This window comes from Mesorhizobium sp. B2-4-14, from assembly GCF_006442155.1.
Taxonomy (GTDB): Bacteria; Pseudomonadota; Alphaproteobacteria; order Rhizobiales; family Rhizobiaceae; genus Mesorhizobium.
Map to the genome: position 1 here is coordinate 32,483 of NZ_VFVA01000009.1, position 14,523 is coordinate 47,005.

A 14,523-nucleotide genomic window follows, 5' to 3' on the forward strand; every position below is an offset into this window, starting at 1 on the left:
GGGGCGCGGCTTGGTTCAGACATAGGTCTTCGGCTCGACAAGATTCTTCATCTGGCGAAGGTAGAAACAATAGAAGCCGAATGCCGCGGCGAACCACATGAAGGCCTCGCCCATGGCCAGCCGATTGTTCGAATTGCTGAGGATGGTGATGGCGAAGAAGACCAGCGTCGAGATGTAGCACGACCATGCGGCAGGAGCGATGAGCTTGGCCCGCATGGCCAGCAGGACCTGCCTGGACGACCACATGTAGAGAAAGGCATAGAACGCCAGCCCGACCAACCCATAGCGCACCGCTATCTCCAGATAGCCGTTGTGGAAGACGTTGAAGATGTCGGGATGATAGGTCCTGTTTTGCCATTCGGTGAGCCAGCTGGAACTGGCTCCGAAGATCGGGTGGCGTTTCAAGATCTCGATCGCGTCGGCCCACAGCATCAGCCGTTCCTTGGCCGCGGCCGGCACCGTATCGCTCGCGATGGCGTGGTCGAAGGCCGATAGCATGCCATGGCTCAAAACATCAGATACCAGGGTCCTGATGAAGACCATGGTATCGCCGGCGGTGGACCAGAAGATGTCGTATGTGGCGACAACGCCGGCGGCCACGATCGCCAGCACTCCGCCCGCTATCATCAGCTCGCGGCGATGGCCTCGTGCCAGGGTCATAAGCGCCAGCAGGAGCAGGACGGGCGCGAGCGCAAGCCAGACGCCCTTCGACCGCAACGCAATGATGTTGGCCAGGGCAAATACCAGGACAGCCGCCGACAGCGCCCAGTGCAGGCTCCTGGCAGTGGTGGTCAGATCCGTTCTTTGCGCCGTGTATGCCATGAACTGCAGCGTGCAGAGGAAGAGGAAACCGGCCGCCACAGACGCGTGAATGGAATTGTTGAAAAGCCGCGGTTCCGGTCTGATGCCGTGAAGGATCTCCGAATAGCCGGTACCCGCCGCCAGGGAGACGAGACTGAGGATCATGAACCAGAGGACGAGCCGCGCTGGCTGCCTGACGAACAGCAAGAGAGAGAAGCCGGTCGTCGCATAAAACGCCGGAAACAGGTAGATGCCTTCGGCGCTGCCCAACTGGCCGGTGCCGAAATAGACGATCGCCATCCGGATGAAGACATAGGCCGACCAGCCCAGACATAGACAGCCGACCCATCCGATCAGCGGTTTGCCGTAGGTCCACAGGTCCATCCTGAGCCAACGGGCGGCTGCAACAGCGACGAGCGCCAGCCCCGCATAACGATAGGTATCGGCCTCGCGCCAGGCCGAGGAGACCAAGGCGAGAATGGCGAGTGCCGCAAGTACCAGAATGAGGTTGTTGCGCGGCCAGTCGTCCCTGGCGTAGTCCGGGGTCTCGCGCGGCAGGGGCGGTCGCAGCAGCGTGTGATGCAGGCGGCACAGCTGGTCCTTGGCCCGGAACACCGCAGCGCCCCAGCGGTGCGGCCAGGGAAACCGCGCGAATTTGTAGCTGCCGGAAGGGCCGGCTATGCCTGAGATAGCGCTGCTGGCGCCGAAGCCAAGCACGTTTTGGCGGACCGAATAGACTTTCAGGCCAGTATCCCAAAACCGTTCGAGTGCGACGTCCCACGGCACTTTCATCACCGCTAGCGCCGACAACAGGCCCTGGGCACCCTCCCGGGTCACCAGATAGGCGGCGGCCGAACCTTGCGGGCCATGCAGTGCCCGGCCGATCTCATCGCCTTCCGTCGTCACTACGGCGCGCATGAACAGGCTCATACGATGGTTAGTCAGCTTGATGACGTCGAAATCCGGCACCGCGGCGATGACGGCCTCGATGCGTCGTCTGGTGTCTTCGCCGAAGAGCACGTCGTCCTCGATGATCAGGCCGTAGGCACTGCCGCTTGCCAGGAGCGCTTCCAGCGCATGGATATGGCTGCGGTAACAGCCATACTCGCCGGGCAGGATGTCACGTCCGCTCAGTTTGCGCGCGGTTGGAAGATCGATCTCCGTCCAATCCTTTTCAGCCAAGACGCGGCCATCGACGGCGGCAATGCGCTGCAAGGTCAGGCCGGACGTTTCGGCGCTGGCGAGCAATTCGCGCCAGCGGCCGGTCTCGCGACCGAGGTTGATGGCGAAGATAGGAAGGTTCATTAAAATTTCGGCCGATCTTGTATGGAAAGAGGGAGATGTTCAAGGCGATACTGCTCAGACCATGTGCAAAGTAGCGCCCGATTTGCCGCGATTGCGTTGGTTCTACTGGATTTATGGCGTCGTGGAATTGTTAGCCAATCAGCTCAAGGGAAGATCGTGAAGATGCTCTGGGGTCCCCCTGCGTCCGGAACGGATCTTGATCGTCTGGCTGGGGCGCCAGGATTCGAACCTGGGAATGTCGGTACCAAAAACCGATGCCTTACCACTTGGCGACGCCCCAATAGCCATCAGAGTCGCTTGTGCGGCGCGTTATTAGCAGAGCAGCCGAAAAGCACAATGCTTATGAGCAATCGCGGGAACACTCAATCGACCAGCAGCGCGGTTGGCGCTAGGGTGATCCACAAAACGGACTATTCGGACCACACGGCCAACTCATTGCCGGCCGGATCGACGAAATGAAAACGTCGGCCACCCGGAAACGGGAAGATCGGCTTGACGATCGTGCCGCCAGCGCTTTCGACAGCGCCGAGGGTTTCCTCCAGATTCTCGCTGTAGAGCACGGGCAGCGGCTCTGCCGATGCTTCCGCGGCATCGGCCTGAAAACCGCCGTCGAGGCCTTCGGCAAAGGCTGAGTAGGTCGGCCCGGAGTCGGTGAACGACCAGGCAAAGGCGGCACTGTAGAAAGCCTTCACCCGGTCCAGCGTGCCGCTGGTCGCCGGCATTTCCAGATAGTCGAGTTTTCCATTCTGTTTCATGAGGTACCTCTCGTTCCCTTTATGTTCTAGACATCGAACCGTAAGGTGGCAAGTCTTTTTGCCGCATGCCTCGGAAGGGCTTTTCTTAATCGATTGTAGCGGCCAGCCGGCTTTTCCGGCGCTTGCCTTTCGCACTGCAGCATCATATCGCTCCAAAGTCGGACACGGGCGGAACTTTCCGTTTCGCCAATCTTTCCAATCTCCTGCAACCGGAGAGCAAAGCATGACCAAATGGGTTTTCACCTTTGGCGATGGTGCGGCGGAAGGCCGTGCCGGCGACAAGAATTTGCTGGGCGGCAAGGGCGCCAATCTGGCCGAGATGTGCAGCCTGGGCCTGCCGGTGCCGCCGGGCTTCACCATCACCACCGAGGTCTGCAACGCTTATTATGCGAACGGCCGCACCTATCCCGCGGGACTGGAAGCCAATGTCGCGGTCGCGCTCGATCATATCGGCCGGCTGACCGGCCGCCGCTTCGGCGATCCGTCAAAGCTGTTGCTGGTGTCGGTGCGCTCCGGGGCCCGCGCCTCGATGCCAGGCATGATGGACACCGTTCTCAATCTCGGCCTGAACGACGAGACGGTCGAGGCGCTGGCCACCGATTCCGGCGATGCGCGCTTCGCCTATGACAGCTACCGCCGCTTCATCCAGATGTATTCCGATGTCGTCATGGGCCTCGATCACGAGGTGTTCGAGGAGATACTGGAAGACCAGAAGGCTAGCCTCGGCCACGAGCTCGACACCGAACTGACGGCCATCGAATGGCAAGGCGTGATCGCGCTCTACAAGGCTAAGGTCGAGGAAGAACTCGGCAGGCCGTTCCCGCAGGACCCGCACGAACAGCTCTGGGGCGCCATTGGTGCGGTGTTTTCAAGCTGGATGAACAACCGCGCCATCACCTACCGGCGCCTGCACGACATCCCCGAAAGCTGGGGCACGGCGGTCAACGTCCAGGCCATGGTGTTTGGCAATATGGGCGAAACCTCCGCCACCGGTGTCGCCTTCACCCGCAACCCCTCGACCGGCGAGAAGCAGCTCTATGGCGAGTTCCTGGTGAACGCGCAGGGCGAGGATGTCGTCGCCGGCATCCGCACGCCGCAGAATATCACCGAGGCGGCCCGCATTGCCGCAGGCTCCGACAAGCCGTCGCTGCAGAAGCTGATGCCGGACGCCTTCCAGTCCTTCGTCACCATCTCCGACAGTCTGGAAAAGCACTACCGCGACATGCAGGACCTCGAATTCACCATCGAGCGCGGCAAGTTGTGGATGCTGCAGACCCGCTCCGGCAAGCGTACCGCCAAGGCGGCGCTCCGGATCGCTGTCGAGATGGCGAGGGACGGTCTGATCACGAAGGAGGAGGCCGTCGCGCGCATCGATCCTGCCTCGCTCGACCAGTTGCTGCACCCGACCATTGACCCGAAGGCCGCGCGCGATGTGATCGGCGTTGGCCTGCCGGCGTCGCCCGGAGCCGCCACCGGCGAGATCGTCTTTTCCTCCGGCGATGCCGAGGACCTCAAGACACAAGGGCGCAAGGCGATCCTGGTGCGCATCGAGACCAGTCCCGAAGATATCCACGGCATGCATGCCGCCGAGGGCATCCTGACCACGCGTGGCGGCATGACCAGCCATGCGGCGGTCGTGGCGCGCGGCATGGGCAAGCCCTGCGTCTCCGGAGCCGGCTCGCTCCGCGTCGACTACAAGGCCGGCACGCTGCTCTCGATGGGGCAGACCTTCCGCAAGGGCGATGTCATCACCATCGACGGCGGCAATGGGCAGGTGCTCAAGGGCGCGGTGGCGATGCTGCAGCCGGAATTGTCCGGTGATTTCGCCGCCATCATGGAATGGGCGGACGCGGCACGGCGCATGAAGGTGCGCACCAACGCCGAAACGCCGCTCGATGCCCGCATGGCGCGCTCCTTCGGCGCCGAGGGCATCGGGCTTTGCCGCACCGAACACATGTTCTTCGACGGCGCCCGCATCGTCGCCATGCGCGAGATGATCCTCGCCGACACGGAGAAGGACCGGCGCGCGGCCCTTGCCAAGCTTCTGCCCATGCAGCGCTCGGATTTCCTGGAGTTGTTCGAGATCATGGCCGGCCTGCCGGTGACGATCCGCTTGCTTGACCCGCCGCTGCATGAATTCCTGCCCAAGACCGAGGCCGAAATCGCCGAGGTCGCGTCCGTCATGAACGTATCGCCAGACAAGCTCCGGCAGCGCACCGAGGCCCTGCACGAATTCAACCCGATGCTCGGCCATCGCGGCTGCCGGCTGGCCGTCTCCTATCCCGAGATCGCCGAGATGCAGGCGCGCGCCATTTTCGAGGCGGCCGTCGAGGCCGGCAAGAAGGCCGGCGCGCTGGTGGTGCCTGAGATCATGGTGCCGCTGGTCGGCCTTGTGAAGGAACTCGATTACGTGAAGGCGCGCATCGATGCGGTCGCCAAAAGCGTCATGGACGAGAGCGGCGTCAAGATCGATTATCTCACGGGCACGATGATCGAACTGCCGCGCGCCGCGATCCGTGCCCATGTCATCGCCGAATCGGCCGAGTTCTTCTCCTTCGGCACCAACGACCTCACCCAGACCACCTTCGGCATCTCGCGCGACGATGCGGCTTCATTCCTGGAGACCTACCGCCAGAAGGGCATTATCGAGCAGGATCCGTTCGTCTCGCTCGATATCGACGGCGTCGGCGAACTGGTGCGCATGGCCGCGCAAAAGGGCAGGGCGACCCGGCCTCAGATCAAGCTCGGCATCTGCGGCGAACATGGCGGCGATCCAGCGTCGATCCGTTTCTGCGAGGAGGTTGGGCTCGACTACGTGTCGTGCTCGCCCTATCGCGTGCCGATCGCCAGGCTGGCGGCCGCGCAGGCTGCGGTGCAGGTGGCGAAGAAGGGGCGTGGCTAAGCCGGTCAGGCTCTATCAAAGCTTACGGTTTTGTATTAAAACTCACGCGAACGTGCTGACGGCATCGCGTAATCTCGACATTGTTCCTGCCCAATTTGCAGGCGGCCCGCCAATTGTCTTCGGAATCAGATGTTGCAGATCTCGCCCGTGCCGTTCCGCTCGATCCTGATCATTCAAACGAAGTTCATAGGTGACATCGTTCTTGCCTCGGCGCTGGCAAGGAACCTGCAACTCGAATTCCCGGATGCAAGGATCGTCTTCCTCTGTGAAGCGCAATTCGAGAACTTCGTGGTTGCGCATGGCATCGCCTCCGAGGTGGTCGCATTCAGGCGGTCCCGCATGCGCGGCACCACTCTGGAGCGCGTAAAGGAGCTTTACGCCACGGTGCGGGCGCTGCGTGGCTTCCGCTTCGACCTGACGATCGACCTGACCGATTCAAAAACCTCACGCATCATCAGTGGGCTCGTCACCGCAAAGACGCGCGTCGGCTATAATCCATCCGAAAGGCCGCTGCGGCTGCTGGAGAGGCAGCCTGCCAATGTGCTTGCCAAACCGTACGGGTTTGGCGGCCAGCATTTTGTCTATCGCTATCTTTCGCCGCTTGAAGCACTTGGGGTCGATCTGCGCGTGACCGTGCCAAGCATCCAGCCGCTGCCGTTCGAGACCGTGAAAGCCCTGACGCTTCTGGGCAAGCATCATCTTCACCCGAACGCCTTTGTCGCCGTCCATGCCGGCGCCAGTTTCAAGGGCCGGCAATGGCAGCCGGAACGGTTTGCCGAGGCGATCGACGAAATTGCAACCGACACCGGATTGGGCGTCGTCCTGGTGGGAGGGCCGGATGAACGCGAGACCGCCGCGCAGGTCCTGGCCAAGACAGCGACGCCGGTCGTCGATCTTGTCGGCACATTGTCGCTCGAGAGCCTGATGGCGGTCCTGAAACAGGCCCGGCTGTTTCTCGGCAATGAGAGCGGCCCGATGCATATGGCTGCTGCCGCGGGCACGCCGGTTGTCGGGCTGTTCGGCCTGACGCATCCTTCGCGCTGGGGACCTGTCGGTGTGCCCAGCATAGCGCTTCGGCCGCCGATGCCATGCGACTGCGTGGCCAAGGACTTGTGCCGCCGGACCGACCCCAGCAAAGCGTGTTGTGTCTGGCGCCTGGAGGTCAAGCCTGTCGTCGAAGCGGCCCGCGAGGTTCTCGCGCGCACCGAGATGAAGCGCGAAGGCGCTGTCTGAGCGGCTGTTTTCGGTGGGTTCGTTCACCAGGCTGGCGGTCAAATTGCCGCGCCAGGCATTTTTCTGCTACCCATCGTCCCGATTTCCGCCTTCATGCGGGTCTTGGGATACCGGCTTGAAATCGCCAGTCAGGAATTCGGTGTGATGCGTCAGCTGCAAGGACATCTCTGCACGATCGCCATGTCGTTGGCGGTCATATCCAGCGGCCATGCAACGCCGCTGGTCGAGCCCACGCTGCACATCAAGCCCGCGGTTAGCGGAGCGGGCCACGTCGCGCTCACGCTCGATGCCTGCGGCGGACAGACCGACACGCGGATTCTCTCGGCGCTGGTGGAAAACAAGATACCAGCCACCATTTTTGTCACCGGTATCTGGCTGAAGCGCAACGCTGCGGCCGTCGCCATCATGCGGGCACATCCGGACCTTTTCGAATTGGAAAATCACGGCGGGCGCCATATTCCGGCGGTCGACACGCCGCAGAAAATCTATGGCATACGCAGCGCCGGCAGCCCTGACGCGGTGCTCGCCGAGGTCGAATCGGGTGCCGCTGCTCTTGTCAGGACGGGTGAGCCGGCGCCGAAATGGTTCCGTGGCGCAACCGCCGAATACAGCCCCTCGGCCATCGCGATGATCCGCAAGCTCGGCTTCAAGATTGCCGGCTTCTCGATCAATGGCGATGGCGGCTCGCTGCTCGGCGCCAAGGAAGCCGCCAAGCGCATCGCCGCGGCCAAGGACGGCGACGTCATCATCGCCCACATCAACCAGCCGACCCACGCCGCCGGCGAGGGCGTGGTGCAGGGCCTCCTGGCCCTCAAGGACAGGGGCATGACCTTCGTGCGCCTCGACGATGCCGATGGCACAGGCAATCACGGCACCACCGACTGATTGCGCGTTGAAGGTGATGCCGGCCTGCAAATGGCTGACGCGAAGTACTCAGCCCGGCTTGGCTTCGATGCTGACCTTGCTGGCGTAGAACGCGCCGTGGTCGCGGATATCGGTCATTTCGTCGAAAGGTTTCCGATAGGCCCACATCGCGTCCTTGCCCGCCTCGCCAGCCGGCAGCACACTCCAATAGCTGGCATCGCCCTTGTAGGGGCAATGGGTCGAGTGTTCCGTGCCGCCCAATTTGTCGAAATCGATGTCGGCGAACGGAATGTAGAAGGCGGCCGGATAAGGCGCCTCGGTCAGCACCTTGGCCTTCGATGATGAAGCGATAACCGTATCGCCGACGCGCACCGTGACAGTGCCGACATAGGGCTCGATGGTGATGATCTTGTCGGGATTGCGCTGGAAGCCGGGTGCCGGGTTGGCGATCTTGTCCATGCTGGTTCCTTCTTGCCTGGCCTTAAGGTGTGGCGGACACAGCTGTTGCGCAAGGCCCCTTGGCATCGAACATGGCAGCCGCCAGCAGCCTAGGCGCGGCACCAGCGTTTTCGTGTCCGCTGAGGCTCAGGCGGCGGTTTTGAAGGCATCCAGCAGGCCGGCATAGGCGGCCGCGATGCCCGCCACCGGATTGCTGCTTCTCGAAACGGTCTCGACTTTCAGCGCGCCGCCGCCGGTCGGCAAGGTGAGCAGCAGGAACTGGCGATTGCCGCCGTCGCCGACGGATGCCGCCGCCACGTGCTGGCCTTCCCCTTCGTTCTGGACGCACATCTTGAACAGCAGCGTACCGCCGACCGCTTCGAGCGCGCCGCCGACAACTTCAACAAATTCTTCTTCGGAAACAGTCTTTTCGTCTGGCACCAAATCGGCCAGGCTTTCCGCAAGTGTGCTCTCCAGGGCCTTGTCGTCGAGCTGCGCGTCCATGCGAACCTCTTTCAGCCGCCAATCGCACCCCTTTGCCCGTTAACGAACCTTAACGCGGACGATGGCCGGATTGTGGCGGATTTACTCGTGATTTCGTCCAATACGACGCCGTTTCCAACCCGACGATTTTGACCCTTCCGCCATCTTGTCGGCATGAGCATTCAGGAGCCGAAGGCCAAAAACCCGTCAAAATTCAACCGGTTGCCGATTTTGCACGGGCTCAGAAAGTCGTTCGCCATGCAAGCGAGTGACTGGACAATCCTCCGGTTCGCTTCACAATGAACCAAAGCTACAACGCAAAAAACTAGGGGAGGAACGAGATGCTGGGGCTGATGCAGGAATGGCCACTGCTGTGCCACAAGCTGATCGATAATGCTGAACGGCAGCATGGCGTGCGCGAGATCGTGTCGCGTTCGATCGAGGGGCCGATCGTGCGCACCACCTATGCCGACATCCATCGTCGTTCTCTTAAGGTCGCCCAGCGGCTGGAACGCGACGGTTATCGGTTGGGCGACCGCATCGCCACGCTGGCCTGGAACACCGCTCGCCATATCGAGGCCTGGTACGGCATCATGGGCATCGGCGCGATCTATCACACGCTCAATCCGCGCCTGTTTCCCGAGCAGATCGTCTGGATCATGAACCATGCCGAGGACAAGGCTGTCTTCGTCGACCTCACCTTCATACCGTTGCTCGAGAAGATCGTCGGCGCCGTCAAATCGCTGAAAAAGGTGATCGTGCTCACCGATAATGCGCACATGCCGAAAACCGCGTTGCCCAATGTCGTCGCTTACGAGGAGTGGCTCAACGAGGTCGATGGCGATTTCGCCTGGAAAACTTTCGACGAAGGTACTGCCGCAGGCATGTGCTACACATCTGGCACGACAGGCGATCCCAAGGGCGTTGTCTATAGTCACCGTTCGAACGTGCTGCACGCCATGATCGCGGCCATGCCCGATGCGATGGGCCTGTCGGCACGCGATACGATTCTGCCGGTGGTGCCGATGTTCCACGCCAATGCCTGGGGTCTCGGCCAGAGCGGGCCGATGATCGGCGCCAAGCTGGTCATGCCTGGCTGCAAGATGGACGGCGCCTCGATCTACGAATTGCTCGACACCGAGAAAGTGACCTTCAGCGCTGCCGTGCCGACGGTCTGGATGATGCTGCTGCAATATCTGGAAGAAACCGGCAGGAAGCTGCCTCATCTGAACAAGATCGTCATCGGCGGCTCGTCCTGCCCGCGCGCGATCATGACGAAATTTCAGGACAATTTCGGTGTCCAGGTCATCCATGCCTGGGGCATGACCGAGATGTCGCCGCTCGGCACGCTGTGCACCTTGAAGCCCGAATATGTCGGCCTTGAGGGAGAAGCGCGGCTCGACATCCAGGGCAAGCAGGGCTATCCGCCCTTTGGCGTCGAAATGAAGGTGACCGACGACGAGAACAACCCGCAACCCTGGGATGGCAAGACCTTTGGCCGGCTGAAGGTGCGCGGTCCGGCTGTTGCCCGCGCCTATTATGGCGGCGCGGGCACGGAGCAATTCGACGAGGACGGCTGGTTCGATACGGGAGATGTCGCTCATATCGATGCCGGCGGCTATATGCAGATCACCGATCGCGCCAAGGACGTCATCAAATCCGGCGGCGAATGGATCTCGACCATCGAGCTCGAGAATCTGGCCGTCGGCCATCCGGACGTGGCGGAAGCGGCAGCCATCGGTGTTCATCATTCGAAATGGGGCGAGCGGCCCCTGCTGGTCGTCGTCGCCAAGCCGGGCAAGGAACCGACCAAGGCTGACATTCTCGGCTTCATGGATGGCAAGCTGGCCAAATGGTGGATGCCCGATGATGTCGCTTTCGTCGGCGAAATACCGCATACCGCCACCGGCAAGATCCAGAAGATCACCTTGCGCCAGCAGTTCAGGGATTACCGCTTGCCGACGGATTGAGGGGATGTTGCGTGTTTCGGCTTCAAGCCGTCGCAAAAAGGCACTAAACCTCCGTCCGGGTAGGGACAGCGCAGAGAACAATGGTTAGCATTCTGGAACGGCAAACGTCGAAGGCTGCCGGCTGGTCGCGGCGCACGGGCGCATTTTCAGCGGTGCTTTTGCTGACCGACTTCGTCGGCCATCGCTTCGGTCTCGTCGAGACGCCCGTATTCCTGTGGGTGCTGGGCATTGTCGCGCTGCTGGCGGCGCTGGCGCTGCTTTTTGCCGGGCTGGCCTTTTCCAGGCTATGGAATTTCGGCGACCGTGGCGGCCGCGATCTGACCGTTGGCGCCTTGCTGGCCCTGCTGGTGCTTACCCCGTATGGCGTCGCTGCCTACTGGGTGACGATCTATCCGCCGCTGAGGGACATCTCGACCGATTTCGACGATCCGCCCGCGCTCGATGTGAGTGACCGCACGAAGGACATGAATGTGCTGTCTCCGTCCACGCCGGGCGAGCAGACGTTGCAGACCGACAGCTATCCGCTGGTCAGCGCACGCAGCTATGACCTTCCGTTCGAGACCGTCGTCAATGCCGTCGAAACCGTGCTCGACCGGCGCGGCTGGGACCTTTCGCAACCCTATCCCGACCTCGCTGGGCAGAGAGAAGTGACCATTACCGCCGTCGCCTCGAGCTTCGCGCTCGGCCTCCCGGCTGATGTGGCGATCCGCGTGACCGATAACGGCGATATGATCATCGTCGACATGCGGTCGGCTTCGCGCTATGGCCGCCATGACCTTGGCGACAATGCCGCGCGCATCACCGAGTTCCTGGCGGAACTGGATCAGGAAGTCGCCGGACAGGTCGGGGCGGCGCCAGCCGAATAGTCATTTCCCAGCTGAACTGGCCAGCGAGAAACCGGTGAGGAGAGGCCGGGCTAGGTGCACCTATCGAGCTGGCGTGAAAATGCCGTCAATGGCGGGGGCGGCGTCTGTCGAGATCATGCCGCGCGCCACCAGATCCTCGAGATGGGCAAGCACGGACAGGCCGGCCGCACCGTGCAGCCGGGGATCGGTGTCCCGGTAGATCGCCTTGACCATGTCGGGAACCGTCCGGTCGCCGGCCCTGACCCGCTCCAGTATGGCCCGCTCGCGCATCTTGCGATGCGTCTTCAGTCCGCGCATGAAACTGCGCGGCGCCGTCACCGGCCCGCCATGGCCGGGCAGCAGCAGGTGGTCGTCGCGCCTGATCAGCTTGTCCAGCGATGCCATGTAGTCTGCCATTGCCCCGTCCGGTGGCGCGACGATGGACGTCGCCCATCCCATGACATGATCGGCCGAAAACAGGATTCCGGTTCCTTCCAGCGAGAACGCCGCGTGATTGGCGGTGTGGCCGGGGGTGAGAACCGTCCGGATCGCCCAGCCGTCGCCGGCGACGATCGCATCGTCCGGCAGCGCGATGTCGGGAAGAAAGGCCATGTCGGCGCTGGCATCGAGCGCATTGGTCTCGCCAATGTGCAATGGCCTTGCTGGCCGGTGCGGTCCCTCAGCGAGCACCGTGGCGCCGGTGCGCTCTTTCAGCCGGGCCGCCAGCGGAGAATGGTCGCGATGCGTGTGGCTGACGAAGATATGGCTGACCGGCCTACCGGCGATCACGTCGAGCAGGGTCTGAAGATGCGCATCGTCATCGGGACCAGGATCGATCACCGCCAGCGTCTCGCGCCCCACGATATAGCTGTTGGTGCCATAAAAGGTGAAGGGGCTCGGGTTTCGGGCCGTGACGCGCTGCACGTCAGGCGCCACGTTCGCGCCCTGGCCGTAGTTGGGATCGAAGCTGGTATCGAATTTGAGGGCCATGTCGCCACATTGTTCCTGGAATGGCAAAAGCGATTGCCGCATAGCACGCAAGCCAATATAGGAAAACGCAAGAGCGCGATTGTTGGATCGCGGCAAATCGGATTGGGGAAGTGACCATGGCAACTGCAACGACGATGCGCCCGCTTGTTTCTCTGGCCTTGCCGCAGGAAGGCGCGGCGCGGCTGGCAACGCAGTTTTTCCTGGCGATCGCCGGAACGCTGCTGCTGACCCTGTCGGCCAAGACCAAGGTCATGCTGGGGCCTGTCGATATGTCGATGCAGACACTCGCCGTCTTCCTGATCGCCGCCGCCTTCGGCATGCGCCTCGGCGTCGCCACTCTCCTGCTCTACATGGCGGAAGGCGCGATGGGCTTCCCGGTCTTCCAGAGCACGCCGGAGAAAGGCATCGGCATTGCCTACATGCTCGGCTCCACCGGCGGCTATCTCGCTGGCTTCGTGGTCATGGCGGCGATTGTCGGCTGGGCCGCCGGCCGCGGCTGGGACCGTCACCCGATCAAGCTTTTCAACGCGATGCTGGTTGCCGAGGTGGTGATGATGGCGATGGGCTTTGCCTGGCTGGCGCTGCTCATCGGTCCGGAAAAATCCTGGCAGTTCGGCGTCGTGCCGTTCATCGTCGGCGACCTGATCAAGGTTGCCCTTGCGGCAAGCCTGGTGCCGGCCGCCTGGTCGCTGCTCAAGCGCTCCTGAGTTTAGCAAGAAGCTCGGTGTGCATAGACGTCGGGAGTCAAGTCCCGGGGACGGGCGGTTCGGAAGAAGGTTCTGGTCATAGGGTTGCGGGCTTCATAGACTATCACATCGCCAGGCTGCTCCTGGAACTCGGCGACGAGGCTGTCGGATCCGGCTTCTTCACCGCGTATGGCCCTTGGGGCGTCCCGACATGGTGCCGTTCCTGTTCACGAGGAGCATCCAAGGAGTGATACCAGGCGTATTTTGGTAACGACTCTACGATATAAGCGAGCACTGGCAGCTGCTTTTCGGGGTTGTATGGCTACCGTCGCTGCCGGGGGATCTTGGCATGTCAAGGAGGGCTTCTTGAAAGGAATTATCCTTGCGGGAGGCAGTGGAACACGCCTTTATCCGCTGACGTTAGCTGTCTCGAAACAAATCCTTCCAGTATACGACAAGCCGATGATCTACTATCCGCTGAGCGTGCTGATGCTCGCGGAAATTCGTGAAATTCTGGTCATCTCGACGCCGCGGGATTTGCCCGTTTTCCGAGATTTACTCGGTGACGGATCGGAGTTTGGCCTGGATATCTCCTATGCTGAGCAGCCGCATCCCAATGGACTAGCGGAAGCGTTCATCATTGGCCGCGAGTTCATCGGCAAGGACAGTGTGTCGATGATCCTGGGCGACAACATCTATTTTGGCGACGGGCTGTCGCAGCTTTGCCGCGCCGCCGCTTCTCGCGACACGGGCGCTTCGGTGTTCGCCTACCGTGTGGATGATCCTGAACGGTATGGTGTCGTCTCCTTCGACAAGGCCACCGGAACGGCGCGCACGATCGAGGAAAAGCCGCAAAAGCCGAAATCCAACTGGGCCGTCACCGGGCTTTATTTTTACGACAACACTGTCGTCGACATCGCTTCGGCCATTCGGCCTTCGGCCCGCGGCGAGCTTGAGATCACGGCGGTCAACAACGCCTATCTCGATCGCGGCTTGCTGCATGTGCATCGACTGGGGCGCGGCTATGCCTGGCTCGACACCGGGACCCATGACAGTCTGAACGACGCTTCTTCCTTCGTACGCACGATCGAGCATCGCCAAGGCATCAAGGTCGCATGCCCGGAGGAGATCGCCTTCGAGCAGGGCTGGCTGACGGCCGAGCAGGTGCTGCAACGCGCCACCCGGTTGGGAAAGAATGAATATGCCGCCTATCTGCGCCGGCGTGTCGTCGAACTGTCGGAGGGCTGAGCG

Annotated in this window: 12 protein-coding genes and 1 tRNA gene; 7 read left to right on the forward strand and 6 right to left on the reverse strand. The window is 62.0% G+C overall.

The window, feature by feature from the left end:
• Positions 1 to 15: 15 nt before the first annotated feature.
• From FJ938_RS10525 to FJ938_RS10535, 3 genes are all read right to left on the reverse strand, one after another.
• Positions 16 to 2,106 (reverse strand): O-antigen ligase family protein, encoded by a 2,091-nt coding sequence (locus FJ938_RS10525; RefSeq protein WP_140693433.1) that lies wholly within the window; start codon positions 2,104 to 2,106, stop codon positions 16 to 18.
• A gap of 205 nt (positions 2,107 to 2,311) precedes the next feature.
• Positions 2,312 to 2,386, reverse strand: a tRNA-Gln gene (locus FJ938_RS10530).
• A 130-nt stretch (positions 2,387 to 2,516) separates the two neighbouring features.
• Positions 2,517 to 2,861 (reverse strand): VOC family protein, encoded by a 345-nt coding sequence (locus tag FJ938_RS10535; protein WP_140693436.1) that lies wholly within the window; start codon positions 2,859 to 2,861, stop codon positions 2,517 to 2,519.
• 223 nt (positions 2,862 to 3,084) lie between these two features.
• Between FJ938_RS10535 and ppdK the strand changes: the two genes are divergently transcribed.
• The 3 genes from ppdK (at position 3,085) to FJ938_RS10550 (ending at position 7,881) form a co-directional block, all read left to right on the forward strand.
• Complete coding sequence (gene ppdK / locus FJ938_RS10540; protein ID WP_140693439.1) at positions 3,085 to 5,763, forward strand: pyruvate, phosphate dikinase; 2,679 nt, start codon at positions 3,085 to 3,087, stop codon at positions 5,761 to 5,763.
• Between the two features lie 129 nt (positions 5,764 to 5,892).
• Entirely contained in the window at positions 5,893 to 6,996 is a 1,104-nt protein-coding gene (locus FJ938_RS10545) for a glycosyltransferase family 9 protein (protein WP_140610052.1), read from the forward strand.
• Between the two features lie 144 nt (positions 6,997 to 7,140).
• Positions 7,141 to 7,881 (forward strand): polysaccharide deacetylase family protein, encoded by a 741-nt coding sequence (locus FJ938_RS10550; protein WP_140693442.1) that lies wholly within the window; start codon positions 7,141 to 7,143, stop codon positions 7,879 to 7,881.
• Between the two features lie 48 nt (positions 7,882 to 7,929).
• Here FJ938_RS10550 and FJ938_RS10555 read toward each other — a convergent pair whose 3' ends face one another.
• Both FJ938_RS10555 and FJ938_RS10560 read right to left on the reverse strand, forming a co-directional pair.
• Positions 7,930 to 8,319 (reverse strand): DUF427 domain-containing protein, encoded by a 390-nt coding sequence (locus tag FJ938_RS10555; protein WP_140610050.1) that lies wholly within the window; start codon positions 8,317 to 8,319, stop codon positions 7,930 to 7,932.
• Between the two features lie 126 nt (positions 8,320 to 8,445).
• A complete protein-coding gene (locus tag FJ938_RS10560; RefSeq protein WP_140693445.1) occupies positions 8,446 to 8,802 on the reverse strand; it encodes a hypothetical protein in 357 nt (118 codons plus the stop codon).
• A 320-nt stretch (positions 8,803 to 9,122) separates the two neighbouring features.
• Between FJ938_RS10560 and FJ938_RS10565 the strand changes: the two genes are divergently transcribed.
• Complete coding sequence (locus FJ938_RS10565; RefSeq protein ID WP_140693448.1) at positions 9,123 to 10,751, forward strand: fatty-acid--CoA ligase; 1,629 nt, start codon at positions 9,123 to 9,125, stop codon at positions 10,749 to 10,751.
• 80 nt (positions 10,752 to 10,831) lie between these two features.
• Positions 10,832 to 11,617, forward strand: coding sequence for a DUF1499 domain-containing protein (locus tag FJ938_RS10570; RefSeq protein ID WP_140693451.1), 786 nt, complete (start codon positions 10,832 to 10,834; stop codon positions 11,615 to 11,617).
• Positions 11,618 to 11,677: 60 nt separating this feature from the next.
• Here FJ938_RS10570 and FJ938_RS10575 read toward each other — a convergent pair whose 3' ends face one another.
• Positions 11,678 to 12,586, reverse strand: coding sequence for an MBL fold metallo-hydrolase (locus FJ938_RS10575; protein WP_140693454.1), 909 nt, complete (start codon positions 12,584 to 12,586; stop codon positions 11,678 to 11,680).
• Positions 12,587 to 12,702: 116 nt separating this feature from the next.
• Here FJ938_RS10575 and FJ938_RS10580 point away from each other — a divergent pair, with 116 nt between their 5' ends.
• On the forward strand, positions 12,703 to 13,293 hold the full coding sequence (locus FJ938_RS10580) for a biotin transporter BioY (RefSeq protein ID WP_140693457.1): 591 nt from the start codon (positions 12,703 to 12,705) through the stop codon (positions 13,291 to 13,293).
• Between the two features lie 345 nt (positions 13,294 to 13,638).
• The gene (rfbA, locus tag FJ938_RS10585) at positions 13,639 to 14,520 is read left to right on the forward strand and encodes a glucose-1-phosphate thymidylyltransferase RfbA (protein ID WP_140610091.1); all 882 of its coding nucleotides are present in this window, start codon (positions 13,639 to 13,641) and stop codon (positions 14,518 to 14,520) included.
• The last annotated feature ends 3 nt before the right edge of the window (positions 14,521 to 14,523 follow it).

Coding starts and splice junctions, on each gene's coding strand:
- FJ938_RS10550 (WP_140693442.1), top strand. CDS start 7,141: ATGCGTCAGCTGCAAGGACATCTCTGCACGATCGCCATGTCGTTGGCG.
- FJ938_RS10545 (WP_140610052.1), top strand. CDS start 5,893: ATGTTGCAGATCTCGCCCGTGCCGTTCCGCTCGATCCTGATCATTCAA.
- FJ938_RS10555 (WP_140610050.1), bottom strand. CDS start 8,319: ATGGACAAGATCGCCAACCCGGCACCCGGCTTCCAGCGCAATCCCGAC.
- FJ938_RS10565 (WP_140693448.1), top strand. CDS start 9,123: ATGCTGGGGCTGATGCAGGAATGGCCACTGCTGTGCCACAAGCTGATC.
- FJ938_RS10525 (WP_140693433.1), bottom strand. CDS start 2,106: ATGAACCTTCCTATCTTCGCCATCAACCTCGGTCGCGAGACCGGCCGC.
- FJ938_RS10570 (WP_140693451.1), top strand. CDS start 10,832: ATGGTTAGCATTCTGGAACGGCAAACGTCGAAGGCTGCCGGCTGGTCG.
- FJ938_RS10535 (WP_140693436.1), bottom strand. CDS start 2,861: ATGAAACAGAATGGAAAACTCGACTATCTGGAAATGCCGGCGACCAGC.
- FJ938_RS10560 (WP_140693445.1), bottom strand. CDS start 8,802: ATGGACGCGCAGCTCGACGACAAGGCCCTGGAGAGCACACTTGCGGAA.
- ppdK (WP_140693439.1), top strand. CDS start 3,085: ATGACCAAATGGGTTTTCACCTTTGGCGATGGTGCGGCGGAAGGCCGT.
- FJ938_RS10575 (WP_140693454.1), bottom strand. CDS start 12,586: ATGGCCCTCAAATTCGATACCAGCTTCGATCCCAACTACGGCCAGGGC.
- FJ938_RS10580 (WP_140693457.1), top strand. CDS start 12,703: ATGGCAACTGCAACGACGATGCGCCCGCTTGTTTCTCTGGCCTTGCCG.